This is a genomic window from Enterobacter sp. ODB01 (assembly GCF_001623605.1).
Taxonomy (GTDB): Bacteria; Pseudomonadota; Gammaproteobacteria; order Enterobacterales; family Enterobacteriaceae; genus Enterobacter; species Enterobacter kobei.
In genome coordinates, this window is sequence record NZ_CP015227.1 from 4,362,078 (window position 1) to 4,378,595 (window position 16,518).

16 protein-coding genes are annotated in these 16,518 nt (G+C 57.0%); 5 read left to right on the forward strand and 11 right to left on the reverse strand.

The annotated features are described in order from the left end of the window. Window positions 1–14: 14 nt before the first annotated feature. Window positions 15–524: a PTS glucose transporter subunit IIA gene (crr, locus tag A4308_RS20740; protein WP_003861316.1), complete on the forward strand. Its 510-nt coding sequence runs from the start codon at window positions 15–17 to the stop codon at window positions 522–524. Window positions 525–568: 44 nt separating this feature from the next. Here crr and pdxK read toward each other — a convergent pair whose 3' ends face one another. The 10 genes from pdxK to A4308_RS20790 all read right to left on the reverse strand — a co-directional run bounded on the left by pdxK (window position 569) and on the right by A4308_RS20790 (window position 8,901). Continuing rightward, on the reverse strand, window positions 569–1,405 hold the full coding sequence (gene pdxK, locus A4308_RS20745; RefSeq protein WP_045281121.1) for a pyridoxine/pyridoxal/pyridoxamine kinase: 837 nt from the start codon (window positions 1,403–1,405) through the stop codon (window positions 569–571). Between the two features lie 5 nt (window positions 1,406–1,410). Then, entirely contained in the window at window positions 1,411–2,322 is a 912-nt protein-coding gene (gene cysM / locus A4308_RS20750; RefSeq protein ID WP_045268314.1) for a cysteine synthase CysM, read from the reverse strand. Between the two features lie 117 nt (window positions 2,323–2,439). Continuing rightward, complete coding sequence (cysA, locus tag A4308_RS20755) at window positions 2,440–3,534, reverse strand: sulfate/thiosulfate ABC transporter ATP-binding protein CysA (RefSeq protein ID WP_014884743.1); 1,095 nt, start codon at window positions 3,532–3,534, stop codon at window positions 2,440–2,442. Then, window positions 3,524–4,399 carry a sulfate/thiosulfate ABC transporter permease CysW gene (gene cysW / locus A4308_RS20760; protein ID WP_023331041.1) on the reverse strand — a complete coding sequence of 292 codons (876 nt, stop codon included), beginning with the start codon at window positions 4,397–4,399 and terminating at the stop codon, window positions 3,524–3,526. Before cysW ends, cysA begins: the two co-directional genes overlap by 11 nt. Further along, a complete protein-coding gene (gene cysT / locus A4308_RS20765) occupies window positions 4,399–5,232 on the reverse strand; it encodes a sulfate/thiosulfate ABC transporter permease CysT (protein WP_045281122.1) in 834 nt (277 codons plus the stop codon). The genes cysW and cysT overlap by 1 nt, the downstream gene beginning before the upstream one ends. Then, complete coding sequence (locus A4308_RS20770; RefSeq protein ID WP_023331043.1) at window positions 5,232–6,245, reverse strand: sulfate ABC transporter substrate-binding protein; 1,014 nt, start codon at window positions 6,243–6,245, stop codon at window positions 5,232–5,234. Before A4308_RS20770 ends, cysT begins: the two co-directional genes overlap by 1 nt. 163 nt (window positions 6,246–6,408) lie before the next feature. Then, window positions 6,409–7,308, reverse strand: coding sequence for a Dyp-type peroxidase (locus A4308_RS20775; protein WP_045281123.1), 900 nt, complete (start codon window positions 7,306–7,308; stop codon window positions 6,409–6,411). Window positions 7,309–7,400: 92 nt separating this feature from the next. After that, complete coding sequence (locus A4308_RS20780) at window positions 7,401–7,976, reverse strand: RpoE-regulated lipoprotein (RefSeq protein ID WP_014884748.1); 576 nt, start codon at window positions 7,974–7,976, stop codon at window positions 7,401–7,403. A gap of 63 nt (window positions 7,977–8,039) precedes the next feature. Beyond that, window positions 8,040–8,489 (reverse strand): DUF2919 domain-containing protein, encoded by a 450-nt coding sequence (locus tag A4308_RS20785; RefSeq protein ID WP_023338621.1) that lies wholly within the window; start codon window positions 8,487–8,489, stop codon window positions 8,040–8,042. Continuing rightward, window positions 8,476–8,901, reverse strand: coding sequence for a GNAT family acetyltransferase (locus A4308_RS20790; RefSeq protein ID WP_014884750.1), 426 nt, complete (start codon window positions 8,899–8,901; stop codon window positions 8,476–8,478). Before A4308_RS20790 ends, A4308_RS20785 begins: the two co-directional genes overlap by 14 nt. A 212-nt stretch (window positions 8,902–9,113) precedes the next feature. Here A4308_RS20790 and amiA point away from each other — a divergent pair, with 212 nt between their 5' ends. Together amiA and hemF are read left to right on the forward strand one after the other, a co-directional pair. Beyond that, entirely contained in the window at window positions 9,114–9,989 is an 876-nt protein-coding gene (gene amiA, locus A4308_RS20795) for an N-acetylmuramoyl-L-alanine amidase AmiA (RefSeq protein ID WP_014884751.1), read from the forward strand. Beyond that, window positions 9,989–10,888 (forward strand): oxygen-dependent coproporphyrinogen oxidase, encoded by a 900-nt coding sequence (hemF, locus tag A4308_RS20800; RefSeq protein ID WP_014884752.1) that lies wholly within the window; start codon window positions 9,989–9,991, stop codon window positions 10,886–10,888. The genes amiA and hemF overlap by 1 nt, the downstream gene beginning before the upstream one ends. 79 nt (window positions 10,889–10,967) lie before the next feature. Here hemF and maeB read toward each other — a convergent pair whose 3' ends face one another. Then, on the reverse strand, window positions 10,968–13,247 hold the full coding sequence (gene maeB, locus A4308_RS20805; protein WP_014884753.1) for an NADP-dependent oxaloacetate-decarboxylating malate dehydrogenase: 2,280 nt from the start codon (window positions 13,245–13,247) through the stop codon (window positions 10,968–10,970). Between the two features lie 289 nt (window positions 13,248–13,536). Here maeB and tal point away from each other — a divergent pair, with 289 nt between their 5' ends. Then, window positions 13,537–14,487: a transaldolase gene (gene tal / locus A4308_RS20810; protein WP_014884754.1), complete on the forward strand. Its 951-nt coding sequence runs from the start codon at window positions 13,537–13,539 to the stop codon at window positions 14,485–14,487. A 19-nt stretch (window positions 14,488–14,506) separates the two neighbouring features. Continuing rightward, window positions 14,507–16,495, forward strand: a complete 1,989-nt coding sequence (gene tkt / locus A4308_RS20815; RefSeq protein ID WP_032635905.1) for a transketolase — start codon at window positions 14,507–14,509, stop codon at window positions 16,493–16,495. Window positions 16,496–16,518 lie beyond the last annotated feature (23 nt).

Genomic DNA, 16,518 nt, shown 5'->3' on the forward strand with positions numbered 1-16,518 from the left:
CTTAGGAGAAGATCATGGGTTTGTTCGATAAACTGAAATCTCTGGTTTCTGATGATAAGAAAGACTCCGGAACTATTGAGATTGTTGCTCCGCTCTCCGGCGAGATCGTCAACATCGAAGACGTGCCGGATGTAGTGTTTGCTGAGAAAATCGTTGGTGATGGCATTGCTATCAAACCAACTGGCAACAAAATGGTTGCTCCAGTTGACGGCACCATCGGTAAAATTTTTGAAACCAACCATGCGTTCTCTATCGAATCTGATAGCGGTATCGAACTGTTCGTTCACTTCGGTATCGACACCGTTGAACTGAAAGGCGAAGGCTTCAAACGTATCGCGGAAGAAGGCCAGCGTGTGAAAGTTGGCGACCCGGTAATTGAATTCGATCTGCCACTGCTGGAAGAAAAAGCCAAGTCTACCCTGACGCCGGTTGTTATCTCCAACATGGACGAAATCAAAGAACTGATCAAACTGTCTGGCAGCGTCACCGTGGGTGAAACCCCGGTTATCCGCATCAAGAAGTAATTCTTGCCGTACAGAAAAATGGCGCCTTCGGGCGCCATTTTTGTTTATGCGGGAAGGATAAGCTCGTCGTACCCTTTCGACTGGGTGTACAACATCACGTCAGTCACCCGATCCCCCGCCATGCGGATAGCATCGGCAACGGTTTTCCCCTCAACGATACCACTGACCAGCTCGGAACAGAACAGATCGCCCGTCCCTTTCAGATCGGTTTCTACGCGCGGATGCGCGCTAACGGTAACGCCCTCTTTCGTCACCAGCACCACGTGGATGTTGTGCGGGTCGTCAGCGACCGGCGCGCTGGTAATCGCCACCCATTTCAGGGAATCGGAAAGCAGCCCCTGCGCTGCCTCGACGGCGCTTTCCGGCGTGCGGCACGGTTTTCCGCTTAATACTTCCAGTTCATAGACGTTTGGCGTAATACCCTGCGCCAGCGGCAACAGGTGCTCCCGATACGCTTGCGGAATATCCGGCTTCACGTACATTCCACTGTCAATGTCGCCAATAACCGGGTCGACCAGTACCAGCAGGTCAGGATGGTGCGCTTTGACCGCCTTCAGCCACTGAGCCAACAGGGCGATCTGGCTGGCGCTGCCCATATAACCGGTGGTAACCGCTTTAAGCTCGCGCAGGATCTCGCGTTCTTCCAGCGCCTTCAGGTAGCCGCTGAACCACTCATCGGGGATCACGCCGCCGTAGAAAGTGTCATAGTGCGGCGTATTGCTGAACAATACCGTCGGCACGGCGGTGACGTTCAGCCTGTGGGTACGAATATTCGGAACCGCAATGCTGTTCCCCACGCTGCCATAAACCACCTGCGACTGCACTGCGACAATATCGGTTTGCTGCGCCCGGGTGTTATCCCGGAATAAAATCATCTCCATGACGCTTAAATTCCCGCCCCCTGCGAATAACTCTCTTCACCAAAGACGCCGGTAGACAGATAGCGATCGCCGCGGTCGCAGATAATCGCGACCACAACGGCGCCTGGATTCGCCTGCGCAACGCGCAACGCCCCCGCTACCGCGCCACCCGAGCTGACCCCGCAGAAGATGCCTTCACGCACGGCCAGCTCACGCATGGTATTCTCCGCCTCGCGCTGGTGAATATCCAGCACCTGATCCACCAGCTGCGCATTAAAAATACCCGGCATGTATTCTGCTGGCCAGCGGCGAATCCCCGGAATGCTGCTCCCCTCTTCTGGCTGCAGGCCAACGATAGTGACGGCTTTTTCCTGCTCACGCAGGAAACGCGACACGCCGGTGATGGTACCGGTGGTGCCCATGCTGGAGACAAAATGGGTAATACGTCCGTCGGTTTGCTGCCAGATTTCCGGGCCGGTGGTGGTGTAATGCGCGTAGGGATTATCCGGGTTGTTGAACTGATCGAGCAACTTACCTTCGCCACGCTCCGCCATTTCTAAGGCTAAATCGCGTGCGCCTTCCATCCCCTGCTCTTTAGTGACCAAAATTAGCTCGGCCCCGTAGGCGCGCATTGCGGCGCGGCGCTCCTGGCTCATGTTGTCCGGCATCAGCAGCTTCATGCGGTAGCCTTTCAATGCCGCAATCATTGCCAGTGCAATCCCGGTATTGCCGCTGGTGGCCTCAATCAACACGTCGCCGGGCTTTATCTCACCGCGTTTTTCAGCCTGAACAATCATCGACAGCGCCGCACGGTCTTTCACCGAGCCTGCCGGATTATTGCCCTCAAGTTTGACCCAGATTTCACTGCCGTTGTCTGGCCCCATGCGCTGAAGCTTGACCAGAGGAGTGTTGCCGATGGTGTGTTCGAGTGTAGTCACGATTTTTACTCAATAAAAAAGCCGGGGGCGCGCAGCGATCCCGGCCTACAAGACGCAGTGATAACTGTAGGCCCGGTAAGCGCAGCGCCACCGGGCGATAAACATCCTAATAACCTATCAGGCTGACTCCGCCAGAGCAATATTCTCGCGCGTCTCGATGCGCTCCTTCCCGTGATAAATACGGGCATGCTGCAGGCCGACAAACAGACGCTCGCCCCGGTGCGGCGGCACATCATCACGCATGACGACGGTCAGCGGCTCGGTATACCAGCCCAGCGGCTGTACCACCAATTGGGTGTAGTGCCCTTTAGGGCTAGCTTCCAGTACCTGCACCGGCAGCGGTGAATCCAGGCTGGTGCGGCGGCTCACGTCCACTTCCCACGGACGCAGGAACAGATCGACCGGCCCCTGATGCGCGGAGGTATAGCCCAGCGGCCAGCGGTGCGCGCCGACGTGGAACTGTCCACCGCGAATGGTGCCCTGCAGACGGTTCACTTCACCCATAAATTCCAGCACGAAACGGGTCGCCGGTTCACGCCAGAGCTGCTCCGGCTCGTCAACCTGCTCGATGTTGCCCTGGCTCATGACCACCACGCGGTCCGCCACTTCCATCGCCTCTTCCTGATCGTGGGTCACGAAGACGCTGGTAAACTTCAGCTCTTCATGCAGCTGACGCAGCCAGCGGCGAAGTTCTTTACGCACCTGCGCATCCAGCGCGCCGAACGGTTCGTCCAGCAGCAGAATTTGCGGCTCAACGGCCAGCGCACGTGCCAGCGCGACACGCTGTTTCTGTCCGCCAGACAGCTGCGCCGGGAAACGATCCGCCAGATGTGCCAGCTGCACCATCTCCAGCAGCTTAGTCACTTTCGCTTTGATGGTGGCGGCATCCGGGCGTTCGCGACGCGGCAGCACGGTCAGGCCAAACGCGATGTTGTCAAACACGGTCATGTGGCGGAACAGCGCATAGTGCTGGAACACAAAACCCACTTTACGATCGCGGGCATGCAGGCGGCTCACGTCGGTGCCGTGAAAGCGAATGTGCCCGCTGGTCTGATGCTCAAGCCCGGCGATAATTCGCAGCAGCGTGGTTTTACCCGAGCCAGACGGCCCCAGCAGCGCCACCATTTGTCCGGAAGGGATATCCAGCGAGATATCATTCAGCACCTGGGTGCGACCAAAAGACTTCTTAATATTGGCAATCTCAATGCTCATGATTTCCCTCCTGATGCTGACGTTTTTCCTGATTCTCTAAACGCCACTGCACCACACTCTTCAAAAACAGGGTCAAAATAGCCATCAGCGTCAGTAACGCTGCGGCAGTAAAGGAACCGACGGTGTTGTAGTCCTGTTCCAGTAATTCAATCTGTAACGGCAGCGACAGGGTTTCACCGCGGATGGAGCCGGAGACGACGGAAACGGCACCAAACTCACCAATCGCTCGGGCGTTGGTCAGCACCACGCCGTAAAGCAGCGCCCAGCGGATATTTGGCAGCGTCACGCGACGGAACATCTGCCAGCCTGACGCGCCCAGCAGCACCGCCGCTTCGTCTTCGTTGCTCCCCTGGCTTAACATCACCGGCACCAGTTCGCGCACCACAAACGGACACGTCACGAAGATGGTCACCAGCACCATACCCGGCCAGGCGAACATGACCTGCAGGTTATGCTCATCAAGCCAGCCGCCCAGCGGGCCGTTAGAGCCGTAAAAGAGCAGGTACACCAGACCCGCCACCACCGGCGACACGGCAAACGGAATATCCAGCAGGGTCAGCAGCAGCTGACGTCCCGGGAAGTTAAAACGCGTCACCAGCCACGCCAGCAGCGTCCCGAACACCAGGTTCACCGGCACGGTGATCAGGGCAATCAGTACGGTCAGCCAGATGGCATGGAGCATGTCCGGATTCGCCAGGTTCTCCAGCGCGGGCATCAGCCCCTTGCTGAACGCCTGAACGAAGATATACACCGTCGGCACGACGAGAATGAGGGCGGACACCAGCACGCCCACGCCAATCAGAAACCATTTACCCCAGTTGATACGGGGAGCATCGTATCGCTTCAATTGCGTAACTTCCGCCATCAGTGACCTACCACACGTCGACCAAAGCGACTTTGCAGAGTGTTAATTGAGTACAGCAGCAGCAGTGAGGCTGCGAGGATCACCGAAGCAATGGCGCTCGCCGCCGGATAATCAAACTCCTGAAGACGGATGAAGATCATCAGCGAGGTGACCTCCGTCTTCCAGGCAATGTTCCCGGCGATAAAAATCACCGCGCCGAACTCACCGAGGCTGCGGGTAAACGACAGCGCAACGCCCGCCATCAGCGCCGGGGAGAGTTCCGGCAACACGACCTTGCGGAAACTCTGCCAGCGCGTGGCCCCCAGCGTTTCCGCCGCTTCTTCATATTCCGGACCCAGCTCTTCCAGCACCGGCTGCACGGTACGCACCACAAACGGGATGCTGGTAAAGGCCACCGCCACCGCGATACCAAGCCAGGTATAGGTGACTTTGATATCAAGCTTTGCCAGCCACTCACCGTACAGTCCGTTCACGGAGAAGAGCGACGCAAGGGTTAAGCCCGCAACAGCCGTCGGCAGCGCAAACGGCAGATCCATCAGTGCGTCAAGCAGCGTGCGGCCAGGGAAACGATAGCGGGTTAAGATCCACGCCATCAGCAGGCCGAACACACCGTTAAAAATGGAGGCAACAAACGCCGACAGCAGCGTCACTTTATAGGCGGCCACCACCTGCGGGTTGGTGACCACGTCCCAGTACTGCGCCCAGCTCATCTGCGCAAGCTGCATCACCAGTGCGCTGAGCGGCAACAACAGGATCAGGCAGACGAACAGCAGGCTGGTCCCCAGACTTAAGGTAAAGCCCGGCAGCACGCGTTTGGTCGAGACTGCAAACATTACTTACGCCCCGCCGCCAGCAACTTGTCTAACTCACCGCCGCTGGCAAAGTGCGTTTTCATCACCTCAGGCCAGGAGCCGAAATGATCTTCCACGCGGAACAGTGCGGTCTGCGGGAATTTATCCTTCAGTTTGTTCATCACGTCCGGGTTATTCACGCGGTAGTAGTAATCGGTAATGATGGTCTGCGCCTGCGGGCTGTACAGATAGTTGAGATAGGCTTTTGCCGCTTTCTCAGTACCGTTTGCCTTCACGTTTTTATCCACCCACGCCACCGGGAATTCGGCCAGAATGTTGGTTTTCGGGATAACCACCTCAAAGCCCTGCGCTTCATACTGTTTGCGGATGTTGTTCACTTCCGACTCAAAGCTGATCAGCACATCGCCCAGCCCACGTTCTGCGAAGGTGGTGGTTGCCCCGCGGCCGCCGGTATCAAACACTTCAACGTTTTTCAGGAACTGGGTCATGAACTGCTCGGTTTTGGCTTTATCGTTACCGTCGGCCTTGTCCGCCGCACCCCACGCCGCCAAATAGGTGTAACGCGCGTTACCGGAGGTTTTTGGGTTCGGGAAAATCAGCTTCACGTCAGAACGCACCAGGTCGCTCCAGTCGTGGATATTTTTCGGGTTACCTTTACGCACCAGGAAGCCCATGGTGGAATAGAACGGCGAGCTGTTATTCGGCAGACGGCTCTGCCAGTCAGCAGGGATAAGTTTGCCCTTGTCGTGCAGGATCTGCACGTCAGTGACCTGGTTGTAGGTCACGACATCCGCCTTCAGTCCCTGCAATATCGCCAGCGCCTGTTTGGAAGAACCGGCATGGGACTGTTTGATGGTCAGCTTATCGCCGTTATTGTCTTTCGCCCACTGCTGTTCAAACGGTGGGTTAAGGGCGGCAAACAGCTCGCGGGAGACGTCGTACGAACTGTTCAGCAGCTCAGTCGCCTGCGCCTGGGCCACCAGCAATAAACCTGCCAGCGCCAGAGTTCCTTTTTTCAGTACAGTAACGGCCATTGCGCACCCTTATAAATGTGATGACTATCTTATAGTCATAATATTTATAACGAGGTCGAAAGGAGTAACGGTTTTATATACCGTTTGGTGATTTAGAAGCAGAAAAGGGAATAAGGCTGCAATCCCCCTCTCCCCTGCGGGGAGAGGGTTCGGGTGAGGGGCGTTAAAGCGCCAGCAGACGCTCAACGGACGGCGCGAAGTAATAGCCGCCGGTTACCGGCTTGGTGAAGCGCAGCATCGCGTCGCGCTTGCCGTCAGTGTCGCCGAACATGCTCATCAACTGCTGCTCGATGTTATACAGGCGTGAGCAGTACGCGCAGAAGTAAAGACCATGGGTGCCGCTTGCGGTGCCATACGGCAGGCTCTGGCGGACAATCTTCAGCCCTTTGCCCTCTTCTTTGAGGTCAACGCGGGTCAGGTGAGAGGTCACAGGACGGTCATCGCCGTCGATCTCTTCGTTCGCCTCTTTGGTGCGACCAATCATCATCTCCTGGTCATGCACGCTCATGCGGTTAAGCTGCTTGAGGTTATGCTCCCAGCGCTGCACGAACACGTAACTGCCGCCCGCATCCACGCCATCTTTGATGACCGCCACGTCACGACGCGTCTCTTCACCCGCCGGGTTTTCCGTGCCGTCGACGAAGCCGCTCAGATCGCGCTCTTCTACCCAACGGAAACCGTGAACTTCTTCCTGCACCTCAATGCTGTCGCCGAACGCTGCTACCGCGGCCTGGGCAACGGAGAAGTTAACATCGTGACGCAGAGAGAGAATATGAATGAGCAGATCGTACTGGGTGGCCGGGGCCAGACCTTTACCGTAAGGGATAAAGTCTTTCAGCTCTTCCGCCCCTTCGGCGCCGCTCAGCTGACGCCAGACGTTATTGCCAAAAGCAACAACGGCGCCGAGATGGGCATCCGGGAATTTGGCCTGGAAAGTCACCAGTTTATCAACAAACGCTTTACTGGCCGCACGCAGGGCATCCACGTCCCCTTTGACATTGGCTTCGATCCAAATCGCCGCGCGGCAATGTTCTGGCAAAATGCCACTCTGAACCTGAGACATCGCTCCTCCTGAAATAAAGATGCCACGTCAGCGTGGCATTGATGGCGGGTATTATACCCGGATTTCAGCGAGGCGGTTTGTTCAGGCGCAAATTACTGCTTCCAGACTATTTTGCTCACTTTCCAGCTTTTCAGCGTGTCGTCAGAGGGCATTAATCCCTCCGGACCGCTCCAGGTACCGGTGAAGACATAGCTGATGTGCTGGCTGCCTTCCGCCTTACATTCCACCGCGACGCCCTCGTCGGAAGGCGCGCTGGTGCAGTTGCCAAAGGCTTGTTTATACAGATCGCTAAACGGCGTACCCACTTTCACACCGCTGGCGGTCGGGATTTCGTCGTCGAGCACCGCAATGCGGTTCACCGTGCCTTTATCGCCATTAATCACCAGCGCCAGTTTGTCCCCTTTTAGCGCTTCAAAGTACCGCACAATGTTGCCATTCTCGGTTTTCATGCCGCTACGCAGGCGGTAGTCACTGCTCAGGGCGTCCTGAATGGCATCCTGATCGAGCGCGGTTGATGCGGTAATTTTTCCTACGCCCTGCTCGGTCACTTCCGTGGACGCGCCAAACCAGTTCCACGGATAGGCTGCGGACCAGTTGATGGAGGAGAGCGTTGAACAGCCGGTTAATGCCAGCGGGAGAGCGCATAAAAGTAAACGCAGCGATTTCATTGAAACGTCCTTACGTGTTAAATCAACGCTTGTTGGAGTACGACTTCGGTAAAAAGTGCCGTTCTAATCTGACTCTTGCGTAAAACAGGCGCGTAGCCGGGGATTTGTCAGCAGCCACAGCAACGCCACAATATCCGCGATCACCAGCGCAATGCCGATACCCGAAAGGGGTTCACCGAACCACCAGAGCACGGGTTGCCAGAACAGTAGCGCTATCTGGGCAAGGATCAGCAGCCAGCGAAGCGCGCGCCACACACGCGGGATCGCATGCCGTCGGCCGCTGCATAAAAATGCCACCACCGCCGGTACGCCAGGCAGTAAGCCAAGCCAGAAGGCATCGTGATCGGGATAGAAGAGATTCAGCAGCGTGTCGCCCTGCCCGCGCGACGCGCCAGCCATCACAAACAGCACCCAGGTTCGCGCCTGCAGCAGCAGAATGCACCAGAATAAAAAAGGCAGCCTGAGGCGGCCCTGCGCGTCATAGTCTCCCGGGTGGATCTCAGTACTCTTCATCTTCGATCAGGCGCTTACCTAAATTCAGCACGTCAGAGTGCTCATAGCCCAGACGTTCATACATGCCCAGCACCACATCGTTATCTTCCCGCACCATGATCTGAATTTTCGGGCAGCCGCGAGCAATCAGCTTCTTCTCAAGCCGGTTCAGTAACGCATTCGCGATGCCACGCCCACGGTATTCCGGATGGACCCCCAGATAATAAGCCGAGCCGCGATGGCCGTCATAGCCGCCCATGACGGTGCCGACAACCTCGCCATTCACTTCCGCGACCAGAAACAGACTGACGTCGTGATTCACCTTCCGTTCGATGTCCATCTCCGGATCGTTCCACGGACGCAGCAAATCGCAGCGCTCCCAAAGGGTGATCACCTCTTCGAAATCTTCCTGGCGAAAAACGCGTATCTCCATGGTATTAACCGCCTTTTCGGGTTCAAAAACAGTGATTATGGCGCGTACGGGACGTTTAGCCAATAACCGGGGAAAATCTCGCCAAAATTTGGCATAATGTCACTTTGTCACGTATTGAAATGAAAAGTAAAACAATTCTCAATAAGGACTGTCGTAACGGGAAACACGATACGATATAACACCAGGACCCCTTTTTTTAGTATTCAGGCCGCATGAGCACATTCAAACCATTAAAAGCACTCACATCGCGTCGTCAGGTTCTCAAAGCGGGGCTGGCGGCCTTAACGTTAACCGGTATTGCAAAGCAGGCTCAGGCGAAAGACGAGAGCACGCTCAAAACCAGTAACGGACACAGTAAACCCAAAACCAAAAAGCCAGGCGCAAAGCGTCTGGTGATGCTGGACCCGGGCCACGGCGGGATTGATACCGGCGCCATCGGCAAAAACGGGTCAAAAGAAAAACACGTCGTGCTGGCGATTGCAAAAAACGTGCGCGCAATTTTACGCAGCAACGGCATTGACGCCCGGCTGACGCGCTCTGGCGACACCTTTATCCCGCTGTATGACCGCGTGGAGATCGCCCATCAACACGGCGCGGATCTGTTTATGTCGATTCACGCTGACGGCTTTACCAACCCGTCAGCCGCGGGCGCGTCGGTGTTTGCCCTGTCCAACCGTGGGGCCAGTAGCGCCATGGCAAAATACCTCTCCGACCGTGAGAACCGGGCAGATGAAGTGGCCGGGAAGAAGGCCACGGACAAAGATCATCTGTTACAGCAGGTGCTGTTCGACCTCGTGCAGACGGACACCATCAAAAATAGCCTGACGCTCGGCTCGCATATCCTCAAACGGATTAAGCCGGTGCACCGCTTGCACAGTAAAAGCACCGAGCAGGCGGCGTTTGTGGTGCTGAAGTCACCTTCAATTCCGTCCGTACTTGTGGAAACATCTTTTATTACCAACCCGGAAGAAGAGCGGTTGCTCGGCACCACGGCGTTTCGCCAGAAGATTGCTAACGCCATCGCCTCCGGCATTATCAGTTACTTCAACTGGTTCGATAACCAAAAAGCGCACGCCAGGAAACGTTAATGAAACCCAATGCTCAACTGGTCAAAACGTTCCTGCTGCAACTGCAGGATGAGATTTGCCAGAAACTGGCCGCCGCAGACGGCGGTGAATTTCAGGAGGATAACTGGCAGCGTGAGGCAGGCGGCGGTGGCCGCAGCCGCGTATTGCGAAATGGCGGCATCTTTGAACAGGCGGGGGTGAATTTTTCCCACGTTCATGGTGACGCTATGCCCGCCTCTGCGACAGCGCATCGTCCTGAGCTGGCGGGCCGAAGTTTTGAAGCGATGGGCGTTTCGCTGGTAGTGCATCCGCATAATCCGTTTGTGCCGACCAGTCACGCTAACGTACGCTTTTTCATTGCTGAAAAACCGGGGGCCGATCCGGTCTGGTGGTTCGGCGGCGGTTTCGACTTAACGCCCTACTACGGTTTCGAAGAGGACGCCGTGCATTGGCACACCACCGCGCGCGACCTTTGTCTGCCGTTTGGCGAAGACGTCTACCCGAAATTTAAAAAGTGGTGCGATGACTACTTTTACCTGAAGCACCGCGACGAGCAGCGCGGCATCGGTGGACTGTTCTTTGACGATCTCAACACGCCCGATTTTGATACCGCGTTCAGCTTTATGCGCGCGGTGGGCGAAGGCTTTACTGAGGCCTATTTGCCCATTGTCGAACGTCGTAAAGATATCGACTATGGCGTGCGCGAGCGCGAATTCCAGCTTTATCGCCGCGGGCGCTACGTGGAGTTTAACCTGGTGTGGGATCGCGGGACGCTCTTCGGCCTGCAGACAGGCGGGCGCACGGAGTCGATTTTAATGTCAATGCCGCCGCTGGTACGCTGGGAATACTGTTACGAGCCAAAAGAAGGCAGCCCGGAGGCTGCCTTGAGTGAGTTTCTGAAAGTACGCGACTGGGTGTAATTGCCGGATGGCGCTGCGCTTATCCGGCCTGGTTAACCCGTAGGTCGGGTAAGCGAACGCGCCACCCGACGCACCGCCGCTACAGAGGCTGCGTCTGCGCCTCAACCACCGCCAGCGCCACCATGTTCACGATGCGGCGCACAGAGGCAATCGGCGTTAATACATGCACCGGTTTCGCCACGCCCATCAGTACCGGCCCTACGGTCACCCCTTCAGAGCTGGATACGCGCAGCAGGTTGTAGCTGATACGCGCCGCTTCCACGTTCGGCATAATCAGGATGTTTGCCGAGCCTTTCAGCGGGCTGTCCGGCATACGCTCGTTGCGGATGCTTTCCACCAGCGCGGCATCGCCGTGCATTTCTCCGTCAATCATCAGCTCCGGCGCACGCTCGCGCACCAGCTCCAGCGTCTGACGCATTTTGCACGCCGCCGCTGATTTAGACGAACCAAAGTTAGAGTGCGATAGCAGCGCCACTTTCGGCTCAATACCAAAGCGACGCACGGTTTCTGCCGCCATCACGGTGATCTCCGCCAGCTCGTCCGGGGTTGGATCGTCGTTAACGTAGGTATCGGCGATAAACGTGTTCCCGCTTGGCAGCAGCAGCGCGTTCATCGCTCCGGCGGCGTGAACCCCTTCGCGGTAGCCGAAGATCTCCTGCACCACGCTGAAATGCTCGTGGTAATCGCCGATGGTACCGCAGATCAGCGCATCCGCTTCGCCGCGATGGACCATAATCGCGCCGATCACCGTGGTATTGCTGATCACCGCCCGCTGCGCCTGCTCCTGGGTGATCCCACGACGCTTCATGATCGCGTAGTATTCGTTCCAGTACTCTTTAAAGCGCGGATCGGATTCGTTATTGACGATCTCAAAGTCCACACCCGGCTTAATCTGCAGCCCCAGTTTCTGAATGCGCATTTCGATCACGCTCGGACGACCGATCAGGATCGGCTTCGCCAGCCCGAGACTCACCAGCTCCTGGGTGGCATGCAGCACGCGCGCCTCTTCCCCTTCCGCCAGCACCACGCGTTTTGCGTCCGCGCGGGCCTGAGAGAAAATTGGCTTCATAAACAGGTTGGTTTTGTAGACGAACTCGGTGAGTTTATCGACGTAAGCGTCGAAGTCCTGGATCGGGCGCGTTGCCACGCCGGAGTCCATTGCCGCTTTGGCCACCGCTGGCGCGATCTTCACGATCAGTCGCGGGTCAAACGGTTTAGGGATGATGTAGTCAGGCCCGAAGCTCAGATCCTGATCGCCATAGGCAGAAGCCACCACTTCGCTCTGCTCGGCATGCGCCAGTTCCGCGATGGCATGAACCGCTGCCAGCTTCATCTCTTCGTTGATCGCCGTTGCGCCAACGTCCAGCGCGCCACGGAAGATGAACGGGAAGCAGAGCACGTTGTTCACCTGGTTCGGGTAGTCCGAACGGCCGGTACAGATAATGGCGTCTTCACGCACCGCTTTCGCCAGCGGCGGCAGAATTTCCGGTTCAGGGTTCGCCAGGGCCAGGATCATTGGCGCACGCGCCATCTTCTTCACCATCTCCTGGGTCAGCACTTTCGGGCCCGAGCAGCCAAGGAAGATGTCCGCACCGTCAATCACGTCCTCAAGCGTGCGTTTTCCGTCATCGTCCACCGCATACGCCGCTTTGGTTTCCGCCATGTTTGGCTCACGGCCTTTGTAGATCACGCCTTTGGAATCGCAAACCACGATGTTGTGTTTCTGCATCCCCAGCGCCACCAGCAGGTTCATACAGGCGATGGCCGCCGCGCCCGCGCCGGAGACCACCATACGCACGTCGGAAAGATTTTTCTCGACCACGCGCAGGCCGTTCAGAATGGCGGCGGTGCTGATAATGGCCGTACCGTGCTGGTCGTCATGGAACACGGGGATGTTCATACGCTCGCGCAGCTTCTGCTCGATATAGAAACATTCCGGCGCTTTGATGTCTTCCAGGTTGATACCGCCGAAGGTTGGCTCCAGCGCGGCGACGACGTTAATGAATTTATCCGGGTCCAGCTCGTCCACTTCGATATCGAACACGTCGATACCGGCGAATTTCTTGAACAGAACGCCCTTCCCTTCCATCACCGGCTTACCCGCCAGCGCACCAATGTTGCCAAGGCCGAGTACCGCCGTACCGTTAGAGATCACCGCGACCAGGTTACCGCGCGCGGTGTACTTATAGGCCGCCAGCGGATCTTTTTCGATTTCCAGACACGGTGCCGCCACGCCCGGTGAGTAGGCAAGCGCCAGATCGCGCTGAGTCGCCAGCGGCTTGGTTGGGGAAACCTGGATTTTGCCCGGAACGGGGAACTCGTGAAAATCGAGGGCACTCTGTTTCAACTGCTCATCCATCTTATTTTTCCTTTCACGTATCGGTCAAAAGGGTGACGTTTGCGATCCTGATGCACACCCTGGTGTGCCGACTAGTATCGCCTCAGGACAGCGCATAAACTTTGAAGGCTGCCAAACTCTCACCATCACACATTAAAAATTGTTATCAATTTATAACAGCCATGTTACCCGTCTCAAAAGCAATGCCTCCCCCGTCTGCTATGCTTTTTTGTTAAGTCCATCATGATTTTCTCAGAAGTGTGAACTAACGCACTCATCTAACTCTTTTATTTCCAAGGAGTAATGATTTATGAACCAGCTAGACGGCATCAAACAATTCACCACCGTGGTCGCGGACAGCGGCGATATCGAGTCGATTCGCCACTATCAGCCGGAGGACGCGACCACCAACCCTTCCCTGCTTCTGAAAGCGGCAGGGCTTGCCCATTTTAGCCATCTGATTGATGACGCGATTGCTTACGGCAAGAAGCGCGGCAAAACGCAGGAGCAACAGGTTGCCGAAGCCAGCGACAAACTGGCGGTTAATTTTGGTGCAGAAATTCTGAAAAGCATTCCAGGACGCGTCTCGACCGAAGTGGACGCCCGCCTCTCGTTCGATAAAGAAAAGAGTATTACGAAAGCGCGTCGTCTGGTTGAACTCTACCAGGAGCAGGGAATTGATACGTCACGCATTCTGATCAAGCTCGCGTCGACGTGGGAAGGTATCCGCGCGGCAGAGGTGCTCGAAAAAGAGGGGATCCACTGCAACCTGACGCTGCTGTTCTCGTTTGCACAGGCACGCGCCTGTGCTGAAGCGGGCGTGTTCCTCGTCTCGCCGTTTGTCGGGCGCATCTACGACTGGTATCAGGCGAAACAGCCCATGGACCCGTACGTAGTCGAGGAAGATCCGGGCGTGAAGTCAGTGCGAAATATCTACGACTACTACAAACAGCACCGCTATGAAACCATCGTGATGGGGGCCAGCTTCCGCCGTACCGAGCAGATCCTCGCCCTGGCAGGCTGCGATCGCCTGACCATCTCCCCTAACCTGCTTAAAGAATTGCAGGACAAAGAAGAGACGGTGATCCGCAAACTGGTGCCAACCTCCACCGTCCTGCCGAAACCGAAGGCCATGACCGAAGCCGAGTTCCGCTGGGAGCACAATCAGGACGCGATGGCCGTGGATAAACTGGCGGAAGGCATCCGCCTGTTCGCCGTCGACCAGCGCAAACTTGAAGACCTACTCGCCGCCAAACTTTAACCTTGCCATGGAGTGAACTATGTCCCGTAAAGAGCTCGCCAATGCCATCCGCGCCCTCAGCATGGATGCCGTGCAGAAAGCCAATTCAGGCCACCCTGGCGCCCCCATGGGCATGGCTGATATTGCCGAAGTGTTGTGGAACGACTTCCTGAAGCACAACCCCAACGATCCTGCCTGGTACGATCGTGACCGCTTTATTCTGTCTAACGGCCACGCCTCGATGCTGCTCTACAGCCTGCTGCACCTGTCCGGCTATGATCTGCCGCTTGAGGAGCTGAAGAATTTCCGCCAGCTGCATTCGAAAACCCCGGGTCACCCGGAAATCGGCTATACGCCGGGTGTCGAAACCACCACCGGACCGCTGGGTCAGGGGCTGGCCAACGCCGTCGGACTCGCGATTGCCGAACGCACGCTGGCGGCACAGTTTAACCAGCCGGACCACGAGATTGTCGATCACTACACGTACGTGTTTATGGGTGACGGTTGCCTGATGGAGGGGATTTCGCATGAAGTCTGCTCGCTGGCGGGCACGCTGGAGCTCGGCAAGCTGATCGGCTTTTACGACCACAACGGCATCTCCATTGACGGGGAAACCGAGGGCTGGTTCACCGACGACACGGCGAAACGCTTCGAAGCCTATCACTGGCACGTCGTGCATGAGATCGACGGCCACGATCCTGAAGCGGTGAAAAAAGCGATTCAGGAAGCGCAGAGCGTGAAGGACAAACCGTCCCTGATTATCTGCCGTACGGTCATCGGCTTTGGCTCACCAAACAAAGCAGGCAAAGAAGAAGCGCACGGCGCGGCGCTCGGCGAAGAAGAGGTGGCACTGACCCGACAGAAACTGGGCTGGAAATACCCGCCGTTTGAGATCCCGAAAGAGATCTACAAGGCATGGGATGCGCGCGAAACGGGTGAAAAAGCCCAGCATGCCTGGAACGAAAAATTTGCCGCCTACAAAAAAGCATACCCGGAACTGGCGGCTGAGTTTTCCCGCCGCATGAGCGGTGGACTGCCGGAAGACTGGGACGATAAAACCCAGGCACTGATTGAAAACCTGCAGTCTAACCCGGCGAAAATCGCCACCCGTAAGGCGTCGCAAAACACCCTGAATGCCATCGGCCCTATCCTGCCCGAACTGCTCGGCGGCTCGGCGGATCTGGCGCCGAGTAACCTGACCATCTGGTCGGGCTCGAAATCGCTGAAAGAGGACATCGCCGGAAACTATATCCACTACGGCGTGCGCGAGTTCGGGATGACCGCCATTGCCAACGGTATCGCCCATCACGGCGGCTTCGTGCCCTACACCGCCACCTTCCTGATGTTCGTTGAGTACGCCCGTAACGCAGCGCGCATGGCGGCGCTGATGAAGGCCCGGCAGATCATGGTCTACACCCACGACTCTATCGGGCTGGGTGAAGATGGCCCGACGCACCAGGCGGTGGAACAGCTGGCGAGCCTGCGCTTAACGCCAAACTTCAGCACATGGCGTCCGTGCGATCAGGTCGAAGCGGCAGTGGGCTGGAAGCTGGCGGTTGAGCGCCATAACGGCCCGACGGCGCTGATCCTGTCGCGTCAAAACCTGGCGCAGATTGAGCGCACCCCGGAGCAGGTGAAAAATATCGCCCGCGGCGGGTACATCCTGAAGGACAGCGGCGGCAAACCGGACGTGATCCTGATTGCCACGGGTTCTGAGGTGGAAATTACGGTGAAAGCGGCGGAGAAACTGACTGCCGAAGGTCACGCGGTGCGCGTCGTTTCCCTGCCTTCAACGGATATCTTTGATGCCCAGGACGAGGCATACCGTGAATCGGTGCTCCCCTCCAGCGTCGCGGCGCGCGTGGCGGTGGAAGCGGGAATTGCCGACTACTGGTATAAGTATGTGGGGTTGAAAGGGGCGATTGTCGGTATGCGGGGCTACGGTGAGTCCGCCCCTGCCGACAAGCTGTTCCCGTACTTCGGCTTTACCGTTGAGAACGTGGTGGAGAAGGCGTTGAGTGTGCTTTAGTGCGGTCTTCGTTGCCGGGTGGC